Origin of the sequence: Azotobacter vinelandii CA (assembly GCF_000380335.1) — a bacterium.
In the GTDB taxonomy this organism is placed as follows: domain Bacteria; phylum Pseudomonadota; class Gammaproteobacteria; order Pseudomonadales; family Pseudomonadaceae; genus Azotobacter; species Azotobacter vinelandii.
Genome location: NC_021149.1, coordinates 1250569 through 1266740, shown reverse-complemented (window position 1 = coordinate 1266740; position 16172 = coordinate 1250569). Strand labels below are relative to the sequence as shown.

The window sequence follows — 16172 nt, the reverse complement described above, 5'->3', positions numbered from 1 at the left end:
GGTACGGTACAGAGTCGCACGGCGATCAATCGGCAAGCCCTGAAATCGCTTCCCGCAGGCGCAACATGGCTGCCTCCAAAGCATCCGGATCGGCATACGTCGGGCTGTCGGCCATGCATTCGCCATCCAGCCAGAGACTGAACTGGGCGCCTTCGTCGGCACGCAGTTCGAGCGCATCCGCCCCCAGGGCAATCAACTGCTGGCTGATCCGCCCCACAGCCTTAGGATCGTCAAAAGGCCGCGACAACAGCAACTCCTCGCCATCGGCGGCCAGAAAACGGAAGCGGAAACTTCCGTCGGGCTCACGAAAACTGACGAAACGCGCAGTTTTCACTGCCTTCTTCTTGCCACCGGCAGTCTGACTGTGCGCCTCAGTGCGGAACGAGCGTAACCCGACCGCCTCGCGCAGCTCGCCGAGGAAAGGGGTGGCGATCCTGCGCGCCTTTGCCGCACCGGCGAGAAGAATGTCCTCCAAGTCAAACGGTCTCGCAATCAGCGTTTGGTAGCGCTCACGAGCCTCGCCCAACTCGTTTTCCAATAGTTGGAGCAAACGCTGCTTGGCCTCGCCCCAGGCGAGACCAGCCAGCAGATCGGCACGAAATTCGTCGAGTTGCTCGGGCGTGGCGAACGCCTGGTAGAGCGTGAACAGATGCGAGCCGTCCGGATCCTTCGGCTCGCCCGGCTCCCGCGAATCGGTGACGATGCGGGCAATGGCATCTTTCAACTGGCGACTGGAGCCGAACAGCGGAATGGTATTGTCATAACTCTTCGACATCTTGCGGCCATCGAGTCCCGGCAGGGTAGCGACCTCTGCCTCGATCACCGCCTCTGGCAGGGTGAAGAGCTCCCGTCCCCGACCGAACAGATGGTTGAAGCGCTGTCCGATGTCGCGTGCCATTTCCACGTGCTGGATCTGATCGCGACCGACCGGCACCTTGTTCGCGTTGAACATCAGGATGTCCGCCGCCATCAGCACTGGATAGCTGAACAAGCCCATCGTCACCCCGGTATCGGGGTCTTCTCCGCCCTCCAGATTCTTGTCCACCGCGGCCTTGTAGGCATGCGCGCGGTTGAGCAGCCCCTTGGCCGTCACGCAGGTGAGTAGCCAGGTCAGCTCGGTAATCTCGGGGATGTCCGACTGCCGGTAAAAAGTCGTCCTCTGCGCATCGAGTCCGCAGGCCAGCCAGGTAGCGGCAATTTCCAGGCGTGAGCGCTGGATGCGCGCCGGGTCGTCACACTTGATCAATGCGTGATAGTCGGCGAGGAAATAGAACGAGTCGGCCTGGGGATCGCGGCTGGCAACGATTGCCGGGCGAATGGCACCGGCATAATTGCCAAGATGCGGAGTACCGGTAGTGGTGATGCCGGTGAGAATTCGAGTGGTCATGGTATGAGCTTGTCTACGATGATCAGAGGCGCGAACTGACCAAGTCCTTCAACTCGCCCAGCCTGCCATGGAAGAAATGCCCGCATTCTGCCACTTTCAGTAACTCATGGGGACGCTGCAGGGCTGCCGACCAGTCGTAGACCAATTGCGGGCTGACCACCTCGTCCTGTTCCGGCTGGATGATCGTCAGGTCACTACCCTGTGGCACAATCATCGTTGCACGATCCAGGCGCATCACCGCCGGCGCGACCAGGAACATCCGCTCCGGCACCTGCCCCAGTACAGCCAGGCGCTCCGCAAGATTGAGTGCGACATAGCCACCGAAGGAAAAGCCGAAAATATTCAAGGGTAGCTGCGGCAACTGCCCGCGTACCCAACGAACGACCGCTTCGGCATCATCTACCTCGCCGCTACCCATGTCGTGATCGCCTGCGCTGGCGCCGACGCCCCGATAGTTGAAGCGCAGCGTACTGTAGCCGGCATCCCGGGCGGTACGTTGCAGGGTGGAGACGACCTTGTTCAGCATGGTCCCGCCCTTCACCGGATTGGGATGGCAGAGCAGCGCCAGGCCGCGGGCCTGCGGTATCTCAAGGTAAAGAGCCTCGAGTGGGCCACAGGGTCCATCGATGAACAGGGAGTTTTCGCGATTCGACAAACTATATCTCCGTGAGCAAGCCAGAGGCCGACTCGTCTGGCGTGGTTGGATCGCCGCGCCCTGCAAAGGGACCGCAGCACAGGAATGCGCTGCGCCGCCAGCCCCGTGGGCGGGCCGTGACAAGGCTTGTCCAATGACGGCACACTGTCCATGACACGGTCAAGTCCGGACCCATTTGCCGGCATGGAGCATCGCGTGCGTCTAGATCAGCTATACAGGGCATCCTGGAGCCGCTAACGTAAAACAAAGAAGCGTATAGAGGAAGGATCGTGGAACAGACGCTCATGGCTTGGTTACTACCAGCCCTCACCCTGCTCGTCGGCATCACCATCGGCTTCATTGCCGCCCGTCTATTGCCCAATGCGGTCCCCAGCCGGACACAACGCCAACTGGACGAACTGCAGGAGCGCTTCGATACCTATCAGAGTGAAGTGATCACCCATTTCAACACCACCGCAAGCCTGGTGAAGAAGCTCACTCAGAGTTATGCGGAGATTCAGGAACACCTGTCAGAAGGCGCCAGCCGTCTCGCACTCGATGAATTGACCCGCCAGCGTCTGCTCGCCACGCTGCAAAACGAAGAAAACCTCGGCAACCATGAGCGCCTGTCCAGCGCAATGACTCCCGAGGCTCCCAAGGATTACGCTCCCAAGCTAGCCAATGCCCCCGGCATGCTGGACGAACAGTTCGGCCTGAAGGGCGACAGGCACTGAAGCTCTTCTCTTGCAAGGCTCCAGGCCCCGCCCTGGCGGGGTTTTTCCCTTCCCGAACTACCCACCACAACGACACCGATAGAGGCTTGCACCGCTCATCGCCGTGGAGACTGACGAAGCCCGCAGGCACCTTGCAGGCCGCAAAAAATCGGACTCCAGGGAGGTCGACACTCCACGCCCCCCGCGACACAGCCACGGGGGGAGTGGACGGGCCTAAAGGGCGCCGCGACTACGCAACAGCTCGAGCACCTGCTTCACCCCCTCTTCCACCGAAAGATGCAAGGTATCGACCACCAGATCCGCATCCAGCGGTATGTCGTAGGGGAAGGACTCACCGGGGATATGATCGCCTCCCGCAGCATAGAGGCCCTGTGGATCCCGCTCACGGCAGACCAGCGGGGAAGCCTGTACATAGACGGTGATCAGGCGCTCGACACCGATCAGAGCCCGCGCCTGGGCACGCCCCTCGGCATCCGGAGCGACGAAGGCGGCCAGCGTCAGTAGACCGGCTTCGTTGAACTGCCGAGCCACCTGGGCGGCGCGCCGCCAGTTCTCGGCGCGCCCGGCACGATCCAATGGCAATCCCTTGTTCAGATCATGACGCAGATTCTGCCCATCCAGTACGTATACTGCGCGCCCCATATCGAACAGTTTGCGCTCCAGGGCATAGGCCAGGGTGCTCTTGCCGGCGCCTGACAGGCCAGTGAACAGAATCGTGGCCGGCCGCTGGCCGAAGCGTGCGGCACGCTCTTCGGCGCTGACATGGGCTAGCAGCCCATGATGACCGCCGACGTTCTGCCCGGACGGAGGCTCGGCGACGATCATACCGGCGCCAACGGTACCGTTGGTCAGCCGATCGATGACGATGAAGGCACCGGTGGTGCGGTTGTACTCATAACCATCGAGGGCAATGGGCGCATCCAGGCCGACCCGAACACGAGCGATCTCATTGAGCTTCAGTTCGCTGGCCGGTGCACGATCGAGGGTGTTGACGTCGATACGGTGCCCGATGGCGACGATGTTGCCCGGCACATAGCTGGTGGCGCGCTTGATGTCGTACTTCTTGCCCGGCAGCATCGGCTCCTCGGCCATCCATACCAGCATGGCCTCGAAGCTGTCGGCGACCTGTGGACGATTGTCGGCATGCACCAGCATGTCGCCGCGCGACACGTCGATCTCGTCCTCGAGAGTCAAGGTGATCGCCTGACCGGGAATCGCCTGCTCCAGTTCACCATCATAGGTGACGATGGAACGCACTCGACTGGTCTTGCCCGACGGCAACACGGCGACCTCGTCCCCCTTGTGCACGACACCACTGGCCAGGGTGCCGGCGAAACCACGGAAGTTGAGGTTCGGCCGGTTGACGTACTGAACCGGGAAACGCATGTCGGTCAGATTGCGATCGGCGGCGATTTCGACGGTCTCGAGGATCTCCATCAGCGATGGCCCCTGGTACCAGGGCGCACGCTCGCTCCGGTTGACCACGTTGTCTCCCTTGAGCGCGGACATCGGCACGAAATGCAGCGAACTCGGCCTGAGGCCGAGGCGCTCGGCAAACTGCAGGTAATCGGCCTGGATGCGCTCGAAAACACCCTGATCGAAATCCATCAGATCCATCTTGTTGACCGCGACCACGATGTGCCTGATACCCAGCAACGAGGCGATGAAACTGTGCCGGCGGGTTTGGGTCTGCACGCCGTAGCGGGCGTCGATGAGGATGATCGCCAAATCGCAGGTGGATGCGCCGGTGGCCATGTTGCGGGTGTACTGCTCGTGGCCAGGGGTGTCGGCGATGATGAACTTGCGCTTGGCAGTGCTGAAATAGCGATAGGCGACGTCGATGGTGATGCCCTGCTCGCGCTCGGCCTGCAGGCCGTCGACCAGCAGCGCCAGATCGACCTCATCGCCGGTCGTGCCGACCTTCTTCGAATCGCGGGTGATTGCTTCCAGGTGATCCTCGTAGATCATCTTGGAATCGTGCAGCAGGCGACCGATCAGGGTGCTCTTGCCGTCGTCGACATTGCCACAGGTGAGAAAGCGCAGCAGTTCCTTGCGTTCGTGCTGAGCCAGATAGGCGAGGATGTCCTCGCTGATCAATTCGGATTGATGCGACATGGAGCGAAGACCTTAGAAGTAACCCTGACGTTTCTTTTCTTCCATCGAGCCGGCGCCATCGTGATCGATGACTCGCCCTTGGCGTTCGGACGTGCGGGTCAGGAGCATTTCCTGGATGATGTCCGGCAGGGTAGCGGCGGTAGACTCCACGGCACCGGTCAACGGGTAGCAACCGAGGGTGCGGAAACGCACCATCTTCTTCTGGATGCGCGCTTTCTCCTCGGCGGAGAGATGTTCGAGAATACGATCATCGTCGATCATGATCAGGGTGCCGTTCTTCTCGATGACTTCGCGCTCGGCGGCGAAGTACAACGGCACTATAGGGATCTGCTCCAGGTAGATATACTGCCAGATATCCAGCTCGGTCCAGTTGGACAACGGAAACACGCGAATCGATTCGCCCTTCTTCACCTTGCCGTTGTAGACGTTCCACAGTTCGGGGCGCTGGTTCTTCGGATCCCAGCGATGCTTGCTGTCGCGGAACGAATACACGCGCTCCTTGGCGCGGGATTTCTCCTCGTCGCGCCGGGCACCGCCGAAGGCGGCATCGAAGCCGTACTTGTCCAGCGCCTGCTTGAGGCCCTCGGTCTTCATGATGTCGGTGTGCTTGGCACTACCGTGGGTGAAGGGGTTGATGCCCTGCGCCACCCCGTCGGGATTGACGTGGGTGATCAGCTCCAAGCCCATCTCCGCGACCATCTTGTCGCGAAATCTGTACATCTCCTGAAACTTCCACTGAGTATCGACATGCATCACCGGGAACGGCAGCTTGCCCGGGAAGAATGCCTTGCGCGCCAGATGCAACATCACGGCAGAGTCCTTGCCGATGGAGTACAGCATCACCGGGTTGTCGAACTCAGCGGCCACCTCACGGATGATGTGGATGCTTTCCGCCTCCAGCTGCTTCAGATGCGTCAGTTTGTCGGCCATGGTTACTCACGGATTGCGGATGGGTTACGGCCGGCGGGCCGTGGGACGTCGGCGCACTCTAGCACAGTCCCACTTCTAATAGACGAAGCACTCAGATCAAAGCGATCTAGCGATATAGCTGCCACTCAAACCGGATTGGGGCAATCGACGAACAGATGCTCGACGTCAAAGGTTCGCGCCAGGTATTCGCCCAGAGCCTGCACACCATAGCGTTCGGTGGCATGGTGCCCTGCCGCGAGGAAATTGATACCGTTCTCCCGGGCACTGTGCACGGTGGCCTCGGAAACCTCGCCGGTCAGATAGGCGTCGGCATCGGCGGCGATCGCCTGTTCGATGTAGCCCTGTGCGGCCCCGGTACACCAGGCGATACGATGGATCGGTCGCTCGGCTTCGATCAGCAGGGGCTGACGACCCAGCACCTGATGCACTTGCCGGGCGAACTCCAGTGCCGCCACCGGCTCGGCCAGGCAGCCGATCAGACCGACCGAGCGCGGATTGCCCGGCTCCAGCGCTCCCTCCACCCGCAGCCCGAGCCGCCTACCCAGTTGCACGTTGTTGCCCACCTCGGGATGTACATCCAGCGGCAGATGGTAAGCCAGCAGGCTGATCTCGTTGCTCAGCAGGGTATGCAGCCGGCGCCGTTTGTTGCCCACGACACAGGGATTTTCGTTGCGCCAGAAATAACCATGATGGACCAGCACCAGATCTGCCCCGACCTCGACCGCCGCATCCAGCAGCGCCTGGCTGGCCGTTACGCCACTGACGACTCTGGAGACCCGGGGACGTCCCTCGACTTGCAGGCCGTTCGGACAATAATCGGCGATGCCGCTCACCGCCAGATAGCGATCGGCTTCTTTCACCAGTTCAGACAGGGCGATGGCCATCTACGTCTCCATGAAAGGCTCGCGAGCCGCTAGCCAGTCGGCGGCTCCCTCGTATAATGGCGCACCTTACGATCCCCCCTTAGCCCTCGCAACCCCAAGGACTCCCGCTCCATGCTAAAGGCCCTGCGTTTTCTTGGCTGGCCCCTGGCGGTCGGAGTGCTGCTGGCCCTGCTGATCATCCAGCGTTATCCGGAGTGGGTCGGCTTGCCCCGGCAGCTTGCCGATGAGCAGCAACTGTCCCGCTCCATCCTCGCTCCCCAAGGCCCCGTCTCCTATGCCAATGCCGTGAGCAGCGCCGCACCGGCGGTAGCCAACCTGTACACCACCAAGGTCGTCAAGAAATCGAACCAGCCGCTGTTCGACGATCCACTGCTGCAACAGTACTTCGGCAACTCCCTGCCCAGTCAGCGGCGCCTGGAATCCAGCCTGGGGTCTGCGGTGATCATGCGCCGGGATGGCTACCTGCTGACCAACAACCACGTCACCGCCGGTGCCGACCAGATCGTCGTCGCCCTGCGGGACGGACGGGAAGTCCTCGCCCGGGTGATAGGCAACGATTCGGAAACCGATCTGGCCGTGCTCAAGATCGATCTGGACGAATTGCCGGTCATGCATCTCGGACGCTCCGACAGCATCCGCATCGGTGATGTCGCCCTGGCCATCGGCAACCCCTTCGGCGTCGGCCAGACCGTGACCATGGGCATCATCAGCGCCACCGGGCGCAACCAACTGGGCTTGAATACCTACGAGGACTTCATCCAGACCGATGCAGCGATCAATCCGGGCAATTCGGGCGGCGCGCTGATCGATGCCAATGGCTATCTGATCGGCATCAATACCGCCATTTTCTCCAAGTCGGGCGGATCCCAGGGTATCGGCTTCGCGATTCCGGCCAAGCTTGCCCTGGAGGTGATGGAGGAAATCATCAAGCACGGTCAGGTAATTCGCGGCTGGCTCGGACTCGAGGTGCAACCACTGACCAAGGAGTTGGCCGAATCCTTCGGCCTGGAAGGCCGGCCAGGCATCGTCGTCGCCGGCATATACCGTGACGGCCCCGCACAACGGGCCGGTCTGCAGCCGGGCGACCTGATCGTCAGTATCGATGGCCAGCCGGCCACCGATGGACGCCATGCCATGAATCAGGTCGCCCAGACTCGACCGGGAGAAACCATCGAAATCGAGGTCCTGCGCAACGGCCAAGCCCTCACCCTTAGCGCCGAGATCGGCCTGCGCCCGCCACCCACCGCCGTGCAGCAGCCATGAAACCACCCTGCCTGGGAACGAGACGGGCCCACTTGCGGCTCAGCAAAGGGCCGCCAGCACATCGGTCAGCGCCCGGTTCTGTTCCGGGGCTCCGACGGTGATGCGCAAGAACTGACGAATCCGTTCCTGCTTGAAATGGCGAACTATCACCCCCTGCTCGCGCAGCCCTGCCGCCAATCGTTCGGCATCGTGAACAGGGTGGCGAGCGAAGACGAAGTTGGCTGCCGATGGCAATACTTCGAAGCCCAGACGCTGCAACTCACCGACCAGGCGTTCGCGGCTGTCGATCACCTGCCGGCAGGTCTGCTCGAAGTAGGCACGATCCTCGAAGGCCGCCGCCGCTCCAGCTATGGCCATACGATCCAGCGGATAGGAATTGAAGCTGTTCTTGATCCGCTCCAGCGCCTCGATCAGTTCCGGGTGACCGACCGCCAGACCGACCCTCAGCCCGGCCAGGGAACGCGACTTGGACAGGGTCTGGGTCACCAGGAGATTGGCATGCCGGTCAACGAGACCGATCGCCGTCTCGCCACCGAAATCCACATAGGCCTCATCCACCACCACCACCGAGTCCGGATTGCTCTCGAGCAGCCGCTCGATGGACTCGAGCGGCAGCAGGCAGCCTGTCGGAGCATTGGGATTGGGGAAGATGATGCCTCCGTTGGGACGCACAAAGTCTTCGACGCGAATGCGAAACTCCTCGTCCAGCGCAACGGTCTCGAAGGGAATTGCGTAGAGACCACAGTACACCGGATAGAAACTGTAGGTCACATCCGGGAACAATAGCGGCCGGCCATGCTGGAACAGCCCATGGAAGATGTGCGCCAGCACCTCGTCGGAGCCATTGCCGACGAACACCTGACTGCTCCGCACTCCATAGTAGTCGGCGATCGCCTGCTTCAGGCGCTCGCCGTTGGGATCGGGATACAGACGCAGGCCATCGTTCAGCTCGGCCTGCATGGCGGCGATCGCCCGCGGCGACGGCCCGTAGGGATTTTCGTTGGTATTGAGCTTGACCAGCTTGCTCAGCTTCGGCTGTTCGCCTGGCACATAGGGCACCAGGTTCTTGACGAAGGGACTCCAGAATTTGCTCACGCCCTTCCTCTCCTCGGATTCGTTGCAATCGTCTTGCGTAGAAGCCAATCCTCCGGCGCGCTCATGCTCGTGAGCATCGCGGACGGATTCGCCTCCGCCGGTTTTGTGTGGACTTCACGCCTTGATCCGGTACTCGGCGCTGCGCGCATGAGCCGTCAGGGACTCGCCACGGGCCAGCACCGATGCGGTCTCACCCAGTTCGGAAGCGCCCGCCGCCGAGCAGAAGATGATCGACGAGCGCTTCTGGAAATCGTATACACCCAGCGGCGACGAGAACCGTGCGGTACCGGAAGTCGGCAGCACATGGTTGGGACCGGCGCAATAGTCACCCAGCGCCTCGGCGGTATAGCGCCCCATGAAGATGGCACCGGCATGGCGGATCTTCGGCAGCCAGCGCTGCGGATCGGCTACCGACAGCTCGAGATGCTCGGGGGCGATACGATTGGCCACGGCAATGGCCTGTTCCAGGTCGGTCACTCGGATGAGCGCGCCACGCCCCTCCAACGAGGTACGGATGATCTCCGCGCGCTCCATGGTCGGCAGCAGGCGGGCGATGCTCTCGGCCACCCGCTCGAGGAAATCGGCATCCGGACTGACCAGAATCGACTGGGCATCCTCATCGTGCTCGGCCTGGGAAAACAGGTCCATGGCGATCCAATCCGGATCGCTCTGCCCATCGCAGACCACCAGGATCTCCGAGGGGCCGGCGATCATATCGATGCCGACCTGACCGAATACGTGGCGCTTGGCCGTAGCCACATAGATGTTGCCGGGGCCGACGATCTTGTCCACCTGCGGCACACTCTCGGTGCCATAGGCCAGCGCAGCCACGGCCTGGGCTCCGCCGATGGTGAACACGCGGTCGACGCCTGCCACGCAGGCGGCAGCCAGCACCAGTTCGTTGAGCTCGCCACGCGGGGTCGGCACCACCATCACCACCTCCGCGACACCAGCTACCTTGGCTGGAATGGCATTCATCAGCACCGAGGATGGATAAGCCGCCTTTCCGCCCGGCACATACAATCCCGCACGGTCGAGCGGAGTGATCTGCTGACCGAGCACGGTGCCATCGGCTTCGGTATAGGTCCAGGAGTCCTGCTTCTGCCGCTCGTGGTACAGGCGTACACGCCCGGCAGCTTTTTCCAGGGCTTCGCGCTGCTCAGGGGAAATGCGCGTCAAGGCCAGTTCCAGACGCTCGCGCGGCAGGATCAGTTCGGCCATGGAGCCAGCCTCGACATTATCGAAGCGCCGGGTGAACTCGACTACGGCAGCATCACCACGCTCGCGTACGGCCTGGAGGATATCCAGCACGCGTCGATTGACGGCCTCATCGGAAACGCTTTCCCAGCTCAGCAAATAATCCAGATGGCGCGGAAAGTCCGGATCGGCAGCGTCGAGTCGGCGAAGGGCGAGGGATGTGGTCATAACGGCCTCTTGAATGGCTGGAACTCGGGCGCCGCTAGCCTAGCAAGCCTTCCGCGCGGGCACCCGAGAAATTTCGCTATGACACGGATAGGCGTTGGCGGATCAGGATCAGGCCGGATGTCGGCTTTCGACGGCGGCGCGCAGGGTATCGATCAGGGTCTGGATGCGCGCATGCTGCATCTTCATCGAAGCCTTGTTGACGATCAGACGCGAGCTGATGGTAGCGATCAGCTCTTGAGGCTCCAAGCCGTTGGCGCGCAGGGTATTGCCGGTATCGACCACGTCGATGATCTTGTCGGCAAGGCCCACCAGCGGTGCCAGTTCCATGGAACCATAGAGCTTGATGATATCCACTTGACGACCCTGCTCGGCGTAATAGCGCTTGGCCACATTGACGAACTTGGTAGCCACCCGCAGACGTCCCCTGGGCGCTTCGGCACCGACCTTGCCGGCGGTCATCAGCTTGCAGTTGGCGATCTTCAGGTCGAGGGGCTCGTACAACCCCTGGCCACCATACTCCATCAGCACATCCTTGCCGGCGACACCCAGGTCGGCAGCACCGTTTTCGACATAGGTCGGCACATCGGTGGCACGGACGATCAGCAGGCGCACGTCTTCTTGGCAAGTGGGGATGATGAGCTTGCGGCTCTTGTCCGGATTCTCGATGGGTACGATGCCGGCTTTTGCGAGCAGCGGCAAAGTGTCATCGAGAATCCGGCCTTTGGACAGGGCGATGGTTAGCATGAAAACGGATGTCCTTGATATTGACCCCATCGTGGGCTGAAATCGGCGCCGTGCCAGACGCCGACCCTAGCCCGGAATGCGACGGATCTTGGCACCGAGCAGTTGCAGCTTTTCCTCGATGCATTCGTAACCGCGGTCGATATGGTAGATGCGATCGATCAGGGTATCCCCTTCCGCTACCAGCCCGGCGATCACCAGACTGGCGGAGGCACGCAGGTCGGTAGCCATGACAGGAGCCCCCTTCAGGCAGGGCACGCCTGTGACGATGGCGGTGTTGCCCTCCACCAGAATGCGCGCGCCCATGCGATTCATCTCGTAGACGTGCATGAAGCGGTTCTCGAATACCGTTTCGATGACGGTGCCAGTACCTTCGGCCACCGCGTTCATGGAAATGAACTGAGCCTGCATGTCGGTCGGGAAAGCAGGATAAGGCGCGGTGCGTACGTTCACGGCCTTGGGCCTGTTTCCCTTCATGTCCAAGGAAATCCAGTTGTTGCCGGTATCGATCTGTGCCCCCGCCTCCTCCAGCTTGAGCAGTACCGCCTCGAGAATGGTGGGATCGGTATCCTTGAGCTTGACCCGGCCACGGGTGGCAACAGCGGCCACGAGGTAGGTCCCGGTTTCGATACGGTCGGGCATCACGCTGTAACGGCCGCCGCCTAGGCGTTTGACGCCTTCGATAACGACGGTGTCGGTGCCGGCGCCCTTGATCTGGGCGCCCATGCCGATCAGAAAGTTGGCCAGGTCGACCACTTCAGGCTCGCGAGCGGCATTCTCCAGCACGGTACGCCCGCTGGCCAGCGCCGCAGCCATCATGATGTTCTCGGTACCGGTCACGCTGACGATATCGAAAAAGAAATGACCGCCACGTAGACCGCCGGCCGGAGCCCTGGCCTTGATGTAGCCGCCATCCATTTCGATCTGTGCACCCAGTGCCTCGAGACCACGGATATGCAGATCGACCGGCCGCGAACCAATGGCACAGCCTCCCGGCAGAGCCACCTCGGCCTCGCCGAAGCGCGCCAGCATGGGGCCGAGCACCAGGATCGAGGCACGCATGGTCTTGACCAGTTCGTAAGGCGCCACCAGCGTCTTGATGCTGCTGGCGTCCATTTCGACGCTGAGCTTTTCGTCGATCACGGGCTGCACCCCCATGCGCCCGAAAAGCTCGATCATCGTGGTGATGTCGTGCAGGTGCGGCAGGTTGCAGACGGTAACGGGAGTGTCGGCCAGCAGGGTCGCCGCCAGAATGGGCAAGGCCGCGTTCTTCGCTCCAGAGATACGGATCTCGCCATCGAGACGATGACCGCCGGTAATGATCAGTTTGTCCATGGTTTCTCGCGCAGACAGGCTCAGGAACGCTCGGCCCAGGCGGCGCGACTGAAAAATTTCATGGTGATGGCATGGATCCGACCATCGACGATCCAGTCGTTCAGCTGTGCATAGACCAATTGCTGACGCTTCACCGGGCTCATGGCTGCCAGTTCGTCGCTGATCAGGATGAGCTGGAAGTCGCAGCCCTGCCCCTGCACCTCAACCTGGGCGCCAGCCAGCCTGCTCTCCAGAAAGGTCTTGACCTCGATAGGCTGCATGCATACTTCGGAAGCTGTCATGAATTACTCCTGCAGTGGGGTATGGGCGCACAAATAGACAGGCCCTTGGAATGACCGGCTTCCTGGATGCACCGGAAAGCCGCTCATCTTACAAAAAAGCCTACCGACTGCGAACCCTGCCGACATCGAACCGACAAAAGACCTGCACGGATAGTCACGCTTCCAGCGGCAAGAGCTCGAGCAACCCACAAACCTGGGCGATCTCGCACATATCCTCGGGCAGCGCCCGCACCTGCAGGCGCTTGCCGGCAGCCTTGGCATCGCGCAGATACGCCAGCAGCAGGGATACCCCGACACTACTGGATTTTTCCACAGCCGAGCAATCGAGCACCAAACCGTCAGTTCCGGCGGTACCGATCAGGGCCCGTCCCTGCTGACGCAGAGCCGGCCCGGTGCCATAGTCAAGCACTCCGGAAAGGGCAAGCACGCCAGGCTCGGCCTGAAGAATCGAAGCCTCGCTCATTGGCCCTGAGCCTTCCTACCTTCCTCGCTATCCTTGGCCTTGGCTACCACATCGGCCCAACCATCGATGGTCTTGTCAAGATTCTGGCCGTTGCGCTGCATGCTGTCGGCGAACTGATCACGGAACAGTTTGCCGATATTGATGCCATTGATGACGACATTGCGCAGCAGCCACTGGTCCTGCTTCTTCACCATGGTGTAGGAAACCGGATAGACGGTACCCTGAGTATCGCGGACCTCCATGCCGACACTGGCGCGGTCGCCCGCGGCCGGAGCAGACGAAGGCAATACGCGAATGTCCTGATTGGTGTACTCCAGAAGGGCGTTACCGTAGAACTGCATCAGGCTACGCTTGAAGTTCTCCTGAAAACGAGTCATCTGCTCGGGGCTCGCCTGGCGCGAATACTTGACGGTCATGATGCTACGCGAAATTCCGTCGGCATCCACGACCGGCCCCAGAATCCGATTCAATGCATCATAGAAAGCCTGTGGATTGCTCTTATAAAAAGCCTTGTTCTTCTTCAGATCGTCGAGAAGAGTTTCGGTAGTCTGCTGCACCACCTGATGGGGAGTGGTCGATGCAGCTGCAAATAGCGGCAGAAGAGCCAGCAGAATCAGAAAACCACGACGCAAAACGGTAAGCATGGGAGAATATCCTCTGTAACTATTCTTCTTTGGCCTTGTTGACGGAGTTCATCAGGAACTTGCCGATCAGATCCTCGAGCACCAGTGCCGACTGGGTATCCCTGATCGAGTCGCCATCCTTCAGCACTTCCTCTTCGCCTCCAACACTGATGCCAACGTACTTCTCGCCCAGCAGGCCAGCGGTCAGAATAGACGCCGTGGAGTCGGTCGGCAGATTGTCGACACGTTTTTCCAGCTCCATGGTCACGCGACCGGTGTAACTGTTGCGATCCAGATCGATGGCCGTGACCTTGCCGATGGCAACGCCGGCCATGGTCACCTTGGCCCTGTTCGTCAGGCCGGCGATGTTATCGAAATACGCATAAAGCCTGTAGGTATCACCATTGGTACTGACCGTCAGGCCACTGACACGCAGTGCCAGCAGCAGGAGGGCCAGCATACCTGCCAGGATGAACAGGCCAACACCGGTTTCCAGGGTGCGGGTTTGCATCAGTTATCTCCAAACATCAAGGCTGTCAGAATGAAGTCCAGTCCCAGCACGGCCAGCGAGGCATAGACCACTGTTCTTGTAGTAGCGCGACCGATTCCCTCCGAGGTCGGTTCGCAGTCGTAACCTTGGAATACGGCAATCCAGGTCACCACAAAGGCAAAGGCAATGCTCTTGATCGCGCCGTTGACCACGTCGTCGTACAGATCCACGCTGCTTTGCATACTGGCCCAGAACGAGCCGTCGTAGACGCCCAGCCAGTCCACCGCGACCATGGCCGCCCCCCAGATGCCGACCACATTGAAGATCGCGGCCAGCAACGGCATGGAAAGGAAACCGGCCCACAGGCGCGGTGCGATGATGTACTTGAGCGGATCGACACCGATCATTTCCAGACTGGAAAGCTGCTCGGTGGACTTCATGTTGCCGATTTCCGCGGTGAGCGCCGAACCGGCACGTCCGGCGAACAGCAACCCGGTGACAACCGGCCCCAGCTCGCGCAGCAGGGTCAGGGCGACCAACTGCCCGACCGCCTGCTCCGAGCCATAGCTGACCAGGATGTTATAGCCCTGTAGCGCCAGCACCATGCCGATGAAGAGACCGGAGACGACAATGATCGGCAACGACAGCACACCAATCGAATGAATCTGCTTGACCAGCAACTGGAAGCCGCCCCCGGCCCCGCTCCGGCCGAACGTGGCATGCATCAGGAACAGCGCGGAACGCCCCAGCGCTTCGATCACATCGATCGCAGCGCGGCCGAGCAGGCCGACCTGCTCGAAGAGGGATCTCTTGTGCATCAGCGCCTCCCCAGAAGGTCGTTGCGATAATCCGGGGCCGGAAAATGGAAGGGTACCGGCCCGTCCGGCAGCCCCTTCATGAACTGGGTAACACGCGGATTCTTGGAGTTCATCAAGTCCTCGGGAGTCCCCTCCCCCAGAACCTGCCCATCGCCTACCACGTAGAGGTAATCGGCGATGCTGGCCGTTTCGGCCAGATCGTGGGAAACCACGATACTGGTAATGCCAAGGGCATCATTGAGCAGGCGAATCAGGCGGACCAGCACACCCATGGCGATCGGATCCTGGCCGACGAAGGGTTCGTCGTACATGAGGATCTGGGGATCGAGGGCAATCGCCCTGGCCAGCGCCACCCGGCGCTTCATACCTCCGGAAAGCTCATCGGGCATCAGATCTATGGCGCCACGCAATCCGACCGCCTGCAGTTTCATCAGGACGATGTCACGGACCATTTCATCCGGCAGCTTGGTATGGACCCGCAGCGGAAAGGCAACGTTCTCGAACACATCCAGATCGGTGAAAAGGGCCCCGCTCTGGAACAGCACGCCCATTTCCTTGCGCATCTCGAACAATTCGCTGCGAGAAAGCTGCGGGAGATTATGCCCATTGACCCAGACTTCGCCGCTTTCCGGCCTCAACTGGGCAGCTATCAGACGCAACAGAGTAGTCTTGCCACAGCCCGAAGGGCCCATGATTCCGGTGACTTTGCCACGCGGTATGCGGATATCTACATTGTTGAAGATGCTGCGCGAGCCTCGCTTGAAGGAAACGCCCTTCAGCGTGACCGCGTAGTCGTTTGAGTCGCTCATCTAGACTCCTATGTGAATACCTCTCGGCTAGACGCCGCCCCAAGGCAAAAGAGGGACACCGTACCGTTTGGTCGGACTGGCGGGCACTATAACACTGCAAGCACCGGCGTCCCAAGCATACAGGCGTCGTAGACCGCGCTGGCCG

The 16172-nt window shown here is 61.0% G+C and carries 17 protein-coding genes; 2 read left to right on the top strand and 15 right to left on the bottom strand.

Annotated features, from left to right (window positions below; translation table 11 throughout):
• Positions 1–25: 25 nt before the first annotated feature.
• Together AVCA_RS05875 and AVCA_RS05870 are read right to left on the bottom strand one after the other, a co-directional pair.
• Positions 26–1387 carry a tryptophan--tRNA ligase gene (locus tag AVCA_RS05875; protein ID WP_012699947.1) on the bottom strand — a complete coding sequence of 454 codons (1362 nt, stop codon included), beginning with the start codon at positions 1385–1387 and terminating at the stop codon, positions 26–28.
• 22 nt (positions 1388–1409) lie between these two features.
• Complete coding sequence (locus AVCA_RS05870; protein ID WP_012699946.1) at positions 1410–2042, bottom strand: alpha/beta hydrolase; 633 nt, start codon at positions 2040–2042, stop codon at positions 1410–1412.
• Positions 2043–2311: 269 nt separating this feature from the next.
• Between AVCA_RS05870 and AVCA_RS05865 the strand changes: the two genes are divergently transcribed.
• Positions 2312–2755, top strand: a complete 444-nt coding sequence (locus AVCA_RS05865; protein WP_012699945.1) for a Z-ring associated ZapG family protein — start codon at positions 2312–2314, stop codon at positions 2753–2755.
• Between the two features lie 213 nt (positions 2756–2968).
• Here AVCA_RS05865 and cysN read toward each other — a convergent pair whose 3' ends face one another.
• The 3 genes from cysN to AVCA_RS05850 all read right to left on the bottom strand — a co-directional run bounded on the left by cysN (position 2969) and on the right by AVCA_RS05850 (position 6684).
• Positions 2969–4870 (bottom strand): sulfate adenylyltransferase subunit CysN, encoded by a 1902-nt coding sequence (gene cysN, locus AVCA_RS05860; RefSeq protein WP_012699944.1) that lies wholly within the window; start codon positions 4868–4870, stop codon positions 2969–2971.
• 12 nt (positions 4871–4882) lie between these two features.
• Entirely contained in the window at positions 4883–5800 is a 918-nt protein-coding gene (gene cysD, locus AVCA_RS05855; protein WP_012699943.1) for a sulfate adenylyltransferase subunit CysD, read from the bottom strand.
• Between the two features lie 125 nt (positions 5801–5925).
• Positions 5926–6684 carry a Nif3-like dinuclear metal center hexameric protein gene (locus AVCA_RS05850; protein WP_012699942.1) on the bottom strand — a complete coding sequence of 253 codons (759 nt, stop codon included), beginning with the start codon at positions 6682–6684 and terminating at the stop codon, positions 5926–5928.
• A 111-nt stretch (positions 6685–6795) separates the two neighbouring features.
• On the opposite strand from AVCA_RS05850, the gene algW reads away from it, so the two are divergent.
• Positions 6796–7947: a Do family serine endopeptidase AlgW gene (gene algW / locus AVCA_RS05845; protein ID WP_012699941.1), complete on the top strand. Its 1152-nt coding sequence runs from the start codon at positions 6796–6798 to the stop codon at positions 7945–7947.
• Positions 7948–7986: 39 nt separating this feature from the next.
• Here algW and hisC read toward each other — a convergent pair whose 3' ends face one another.
• The 10 genes from hisC to AVCA_RS05795 all read right to left on the bottom strand — a co-directional run bounded on the left by hisC (position 7987) and on the right by AVCA_RS05795 (position 16027).
• A complete protein-coding gene (gene hisC, locus AVCA_RS05840) occupies positions 7987–9042 on the bottom strand; it encodes a histidinol-phosphate transaminase (RefSeq protein WP_012699940.1) in 1056 nt (351 codons plus the stop codon).
• Positions 9043–9156: 114 nt separating this feature from the next.
• Positions 9157–10467: a histidinol dehydrogenase gene (hisD, locus tag AVCA_RS05835; protein ID WP_012699939.1), complete on the bottom strand. Its 1311-nt coding sequence runs from the start codon at positions 10465–10467 to the stop codon at positions 9157–9159.
• Positions 10468–10575: 108 nt separating this feature from the next.
• Positions 10576–11211, bottom strand: a complete 636-nt coding sequence (hisG, locus tag AVCA_RS05830) for an ATP phosphoribosyltransferase (protein ID WP_012699938.1) — start codon at positions 11209–11211, stop codon at positions 10576–10578.
• Positions 11212–11277: 66 nt separating this feature from the next.
• The gene (murA, locus tag AVCA_RS05825) at positions 11278–12543 is read right to left on the bottom strand and encodes a UDP-N-acetylglucosamine 1-carboxyvinyltransferase (RefSeq protein ID WP_012699937.1); all 1266 of its coding nucleotides are present in this window, start codon (positions 12541–12543) and stop codon (positions 11278–11280) included.
• A 20-nt stretch (positions 12544–12563) separates the two neighbouring features.
• A complete protein-coding gene (locus AVCA_RS05820; RefSeq protein ID WP_012699936.1) occupies positions 12564–12803 on the bottom strand; it encodes a BolA family protein in 240 nt (79 codons plus the stop codon).
• A 175-nt stretch (positions 12804–12978) separates the two neighbouring features.
• Positions 12979–13287: an STAS domain-containing protein gene (locus AVCA_RS05815; RefSeq protein WP_012699935.1), complete on the bottom strand. Its 309-nt coding sequence runs from the start codon at positions 13285–13287 to the stop codon at positions 12979–12981.
• Positions 13284–13931, bottom strand: a complete 648-nt coding sequence (locus tag AVCA_RS05810; protein ID WP_012699934.1) for an MlaC/ttg2D family ABC transporter substrate-binding protein — start codon at positions 13929–13931, stop codon at positions 13284–13286. The genes AVCA_RS05815 and AVCA_RS05810 overlap by 4 nt, the downstream gene beginning before the upstream one ends.
• A 19-nt stretch (positions 13932–13950) precedes the next feature.
• Positions 13951–14421: an outer membrane lipid asymmetry maintenance protein MlaD gene (gene mlaD, locus AVCA_RS05805; RefSeq protein ID WP_012699933.1), complete on the bottom strand. Its 471-nt coding sequence runs from the start codon at positions 14419–14421 to the stop codon at positions 13951–13953.
• Positions 14421–15218 (bottom strand): lipid asymmetry maintenance ABC transporter permease subunit MlaE, encoded by a 798-nt coding sequence (mlaE, locus tag AVCA_RS05800; RefSeq protein WP_012699932.1) that lies wholly within the window; start codon positions 15216–15218, stop codon positions 14421–14423. The genes mlaD and mlaE overlap by 1 nt, the downstream gene beginning before the upstream one ends.
• Entirely contained in the window at positions 15218–16027 is an 810-nt protein-coding gene (locus tag AVCA_RS05795) for an ATP-binding cassette domain-containing protein (protein ID WP_012699931.1), read from the bottom strand. The genes mlaE and AVCA_RS05795 overlap by 1 nt, the downstream gene beginning before the upstream one ends.
• Positions 16028–16172: the final 145 nt, after the last annotated feature.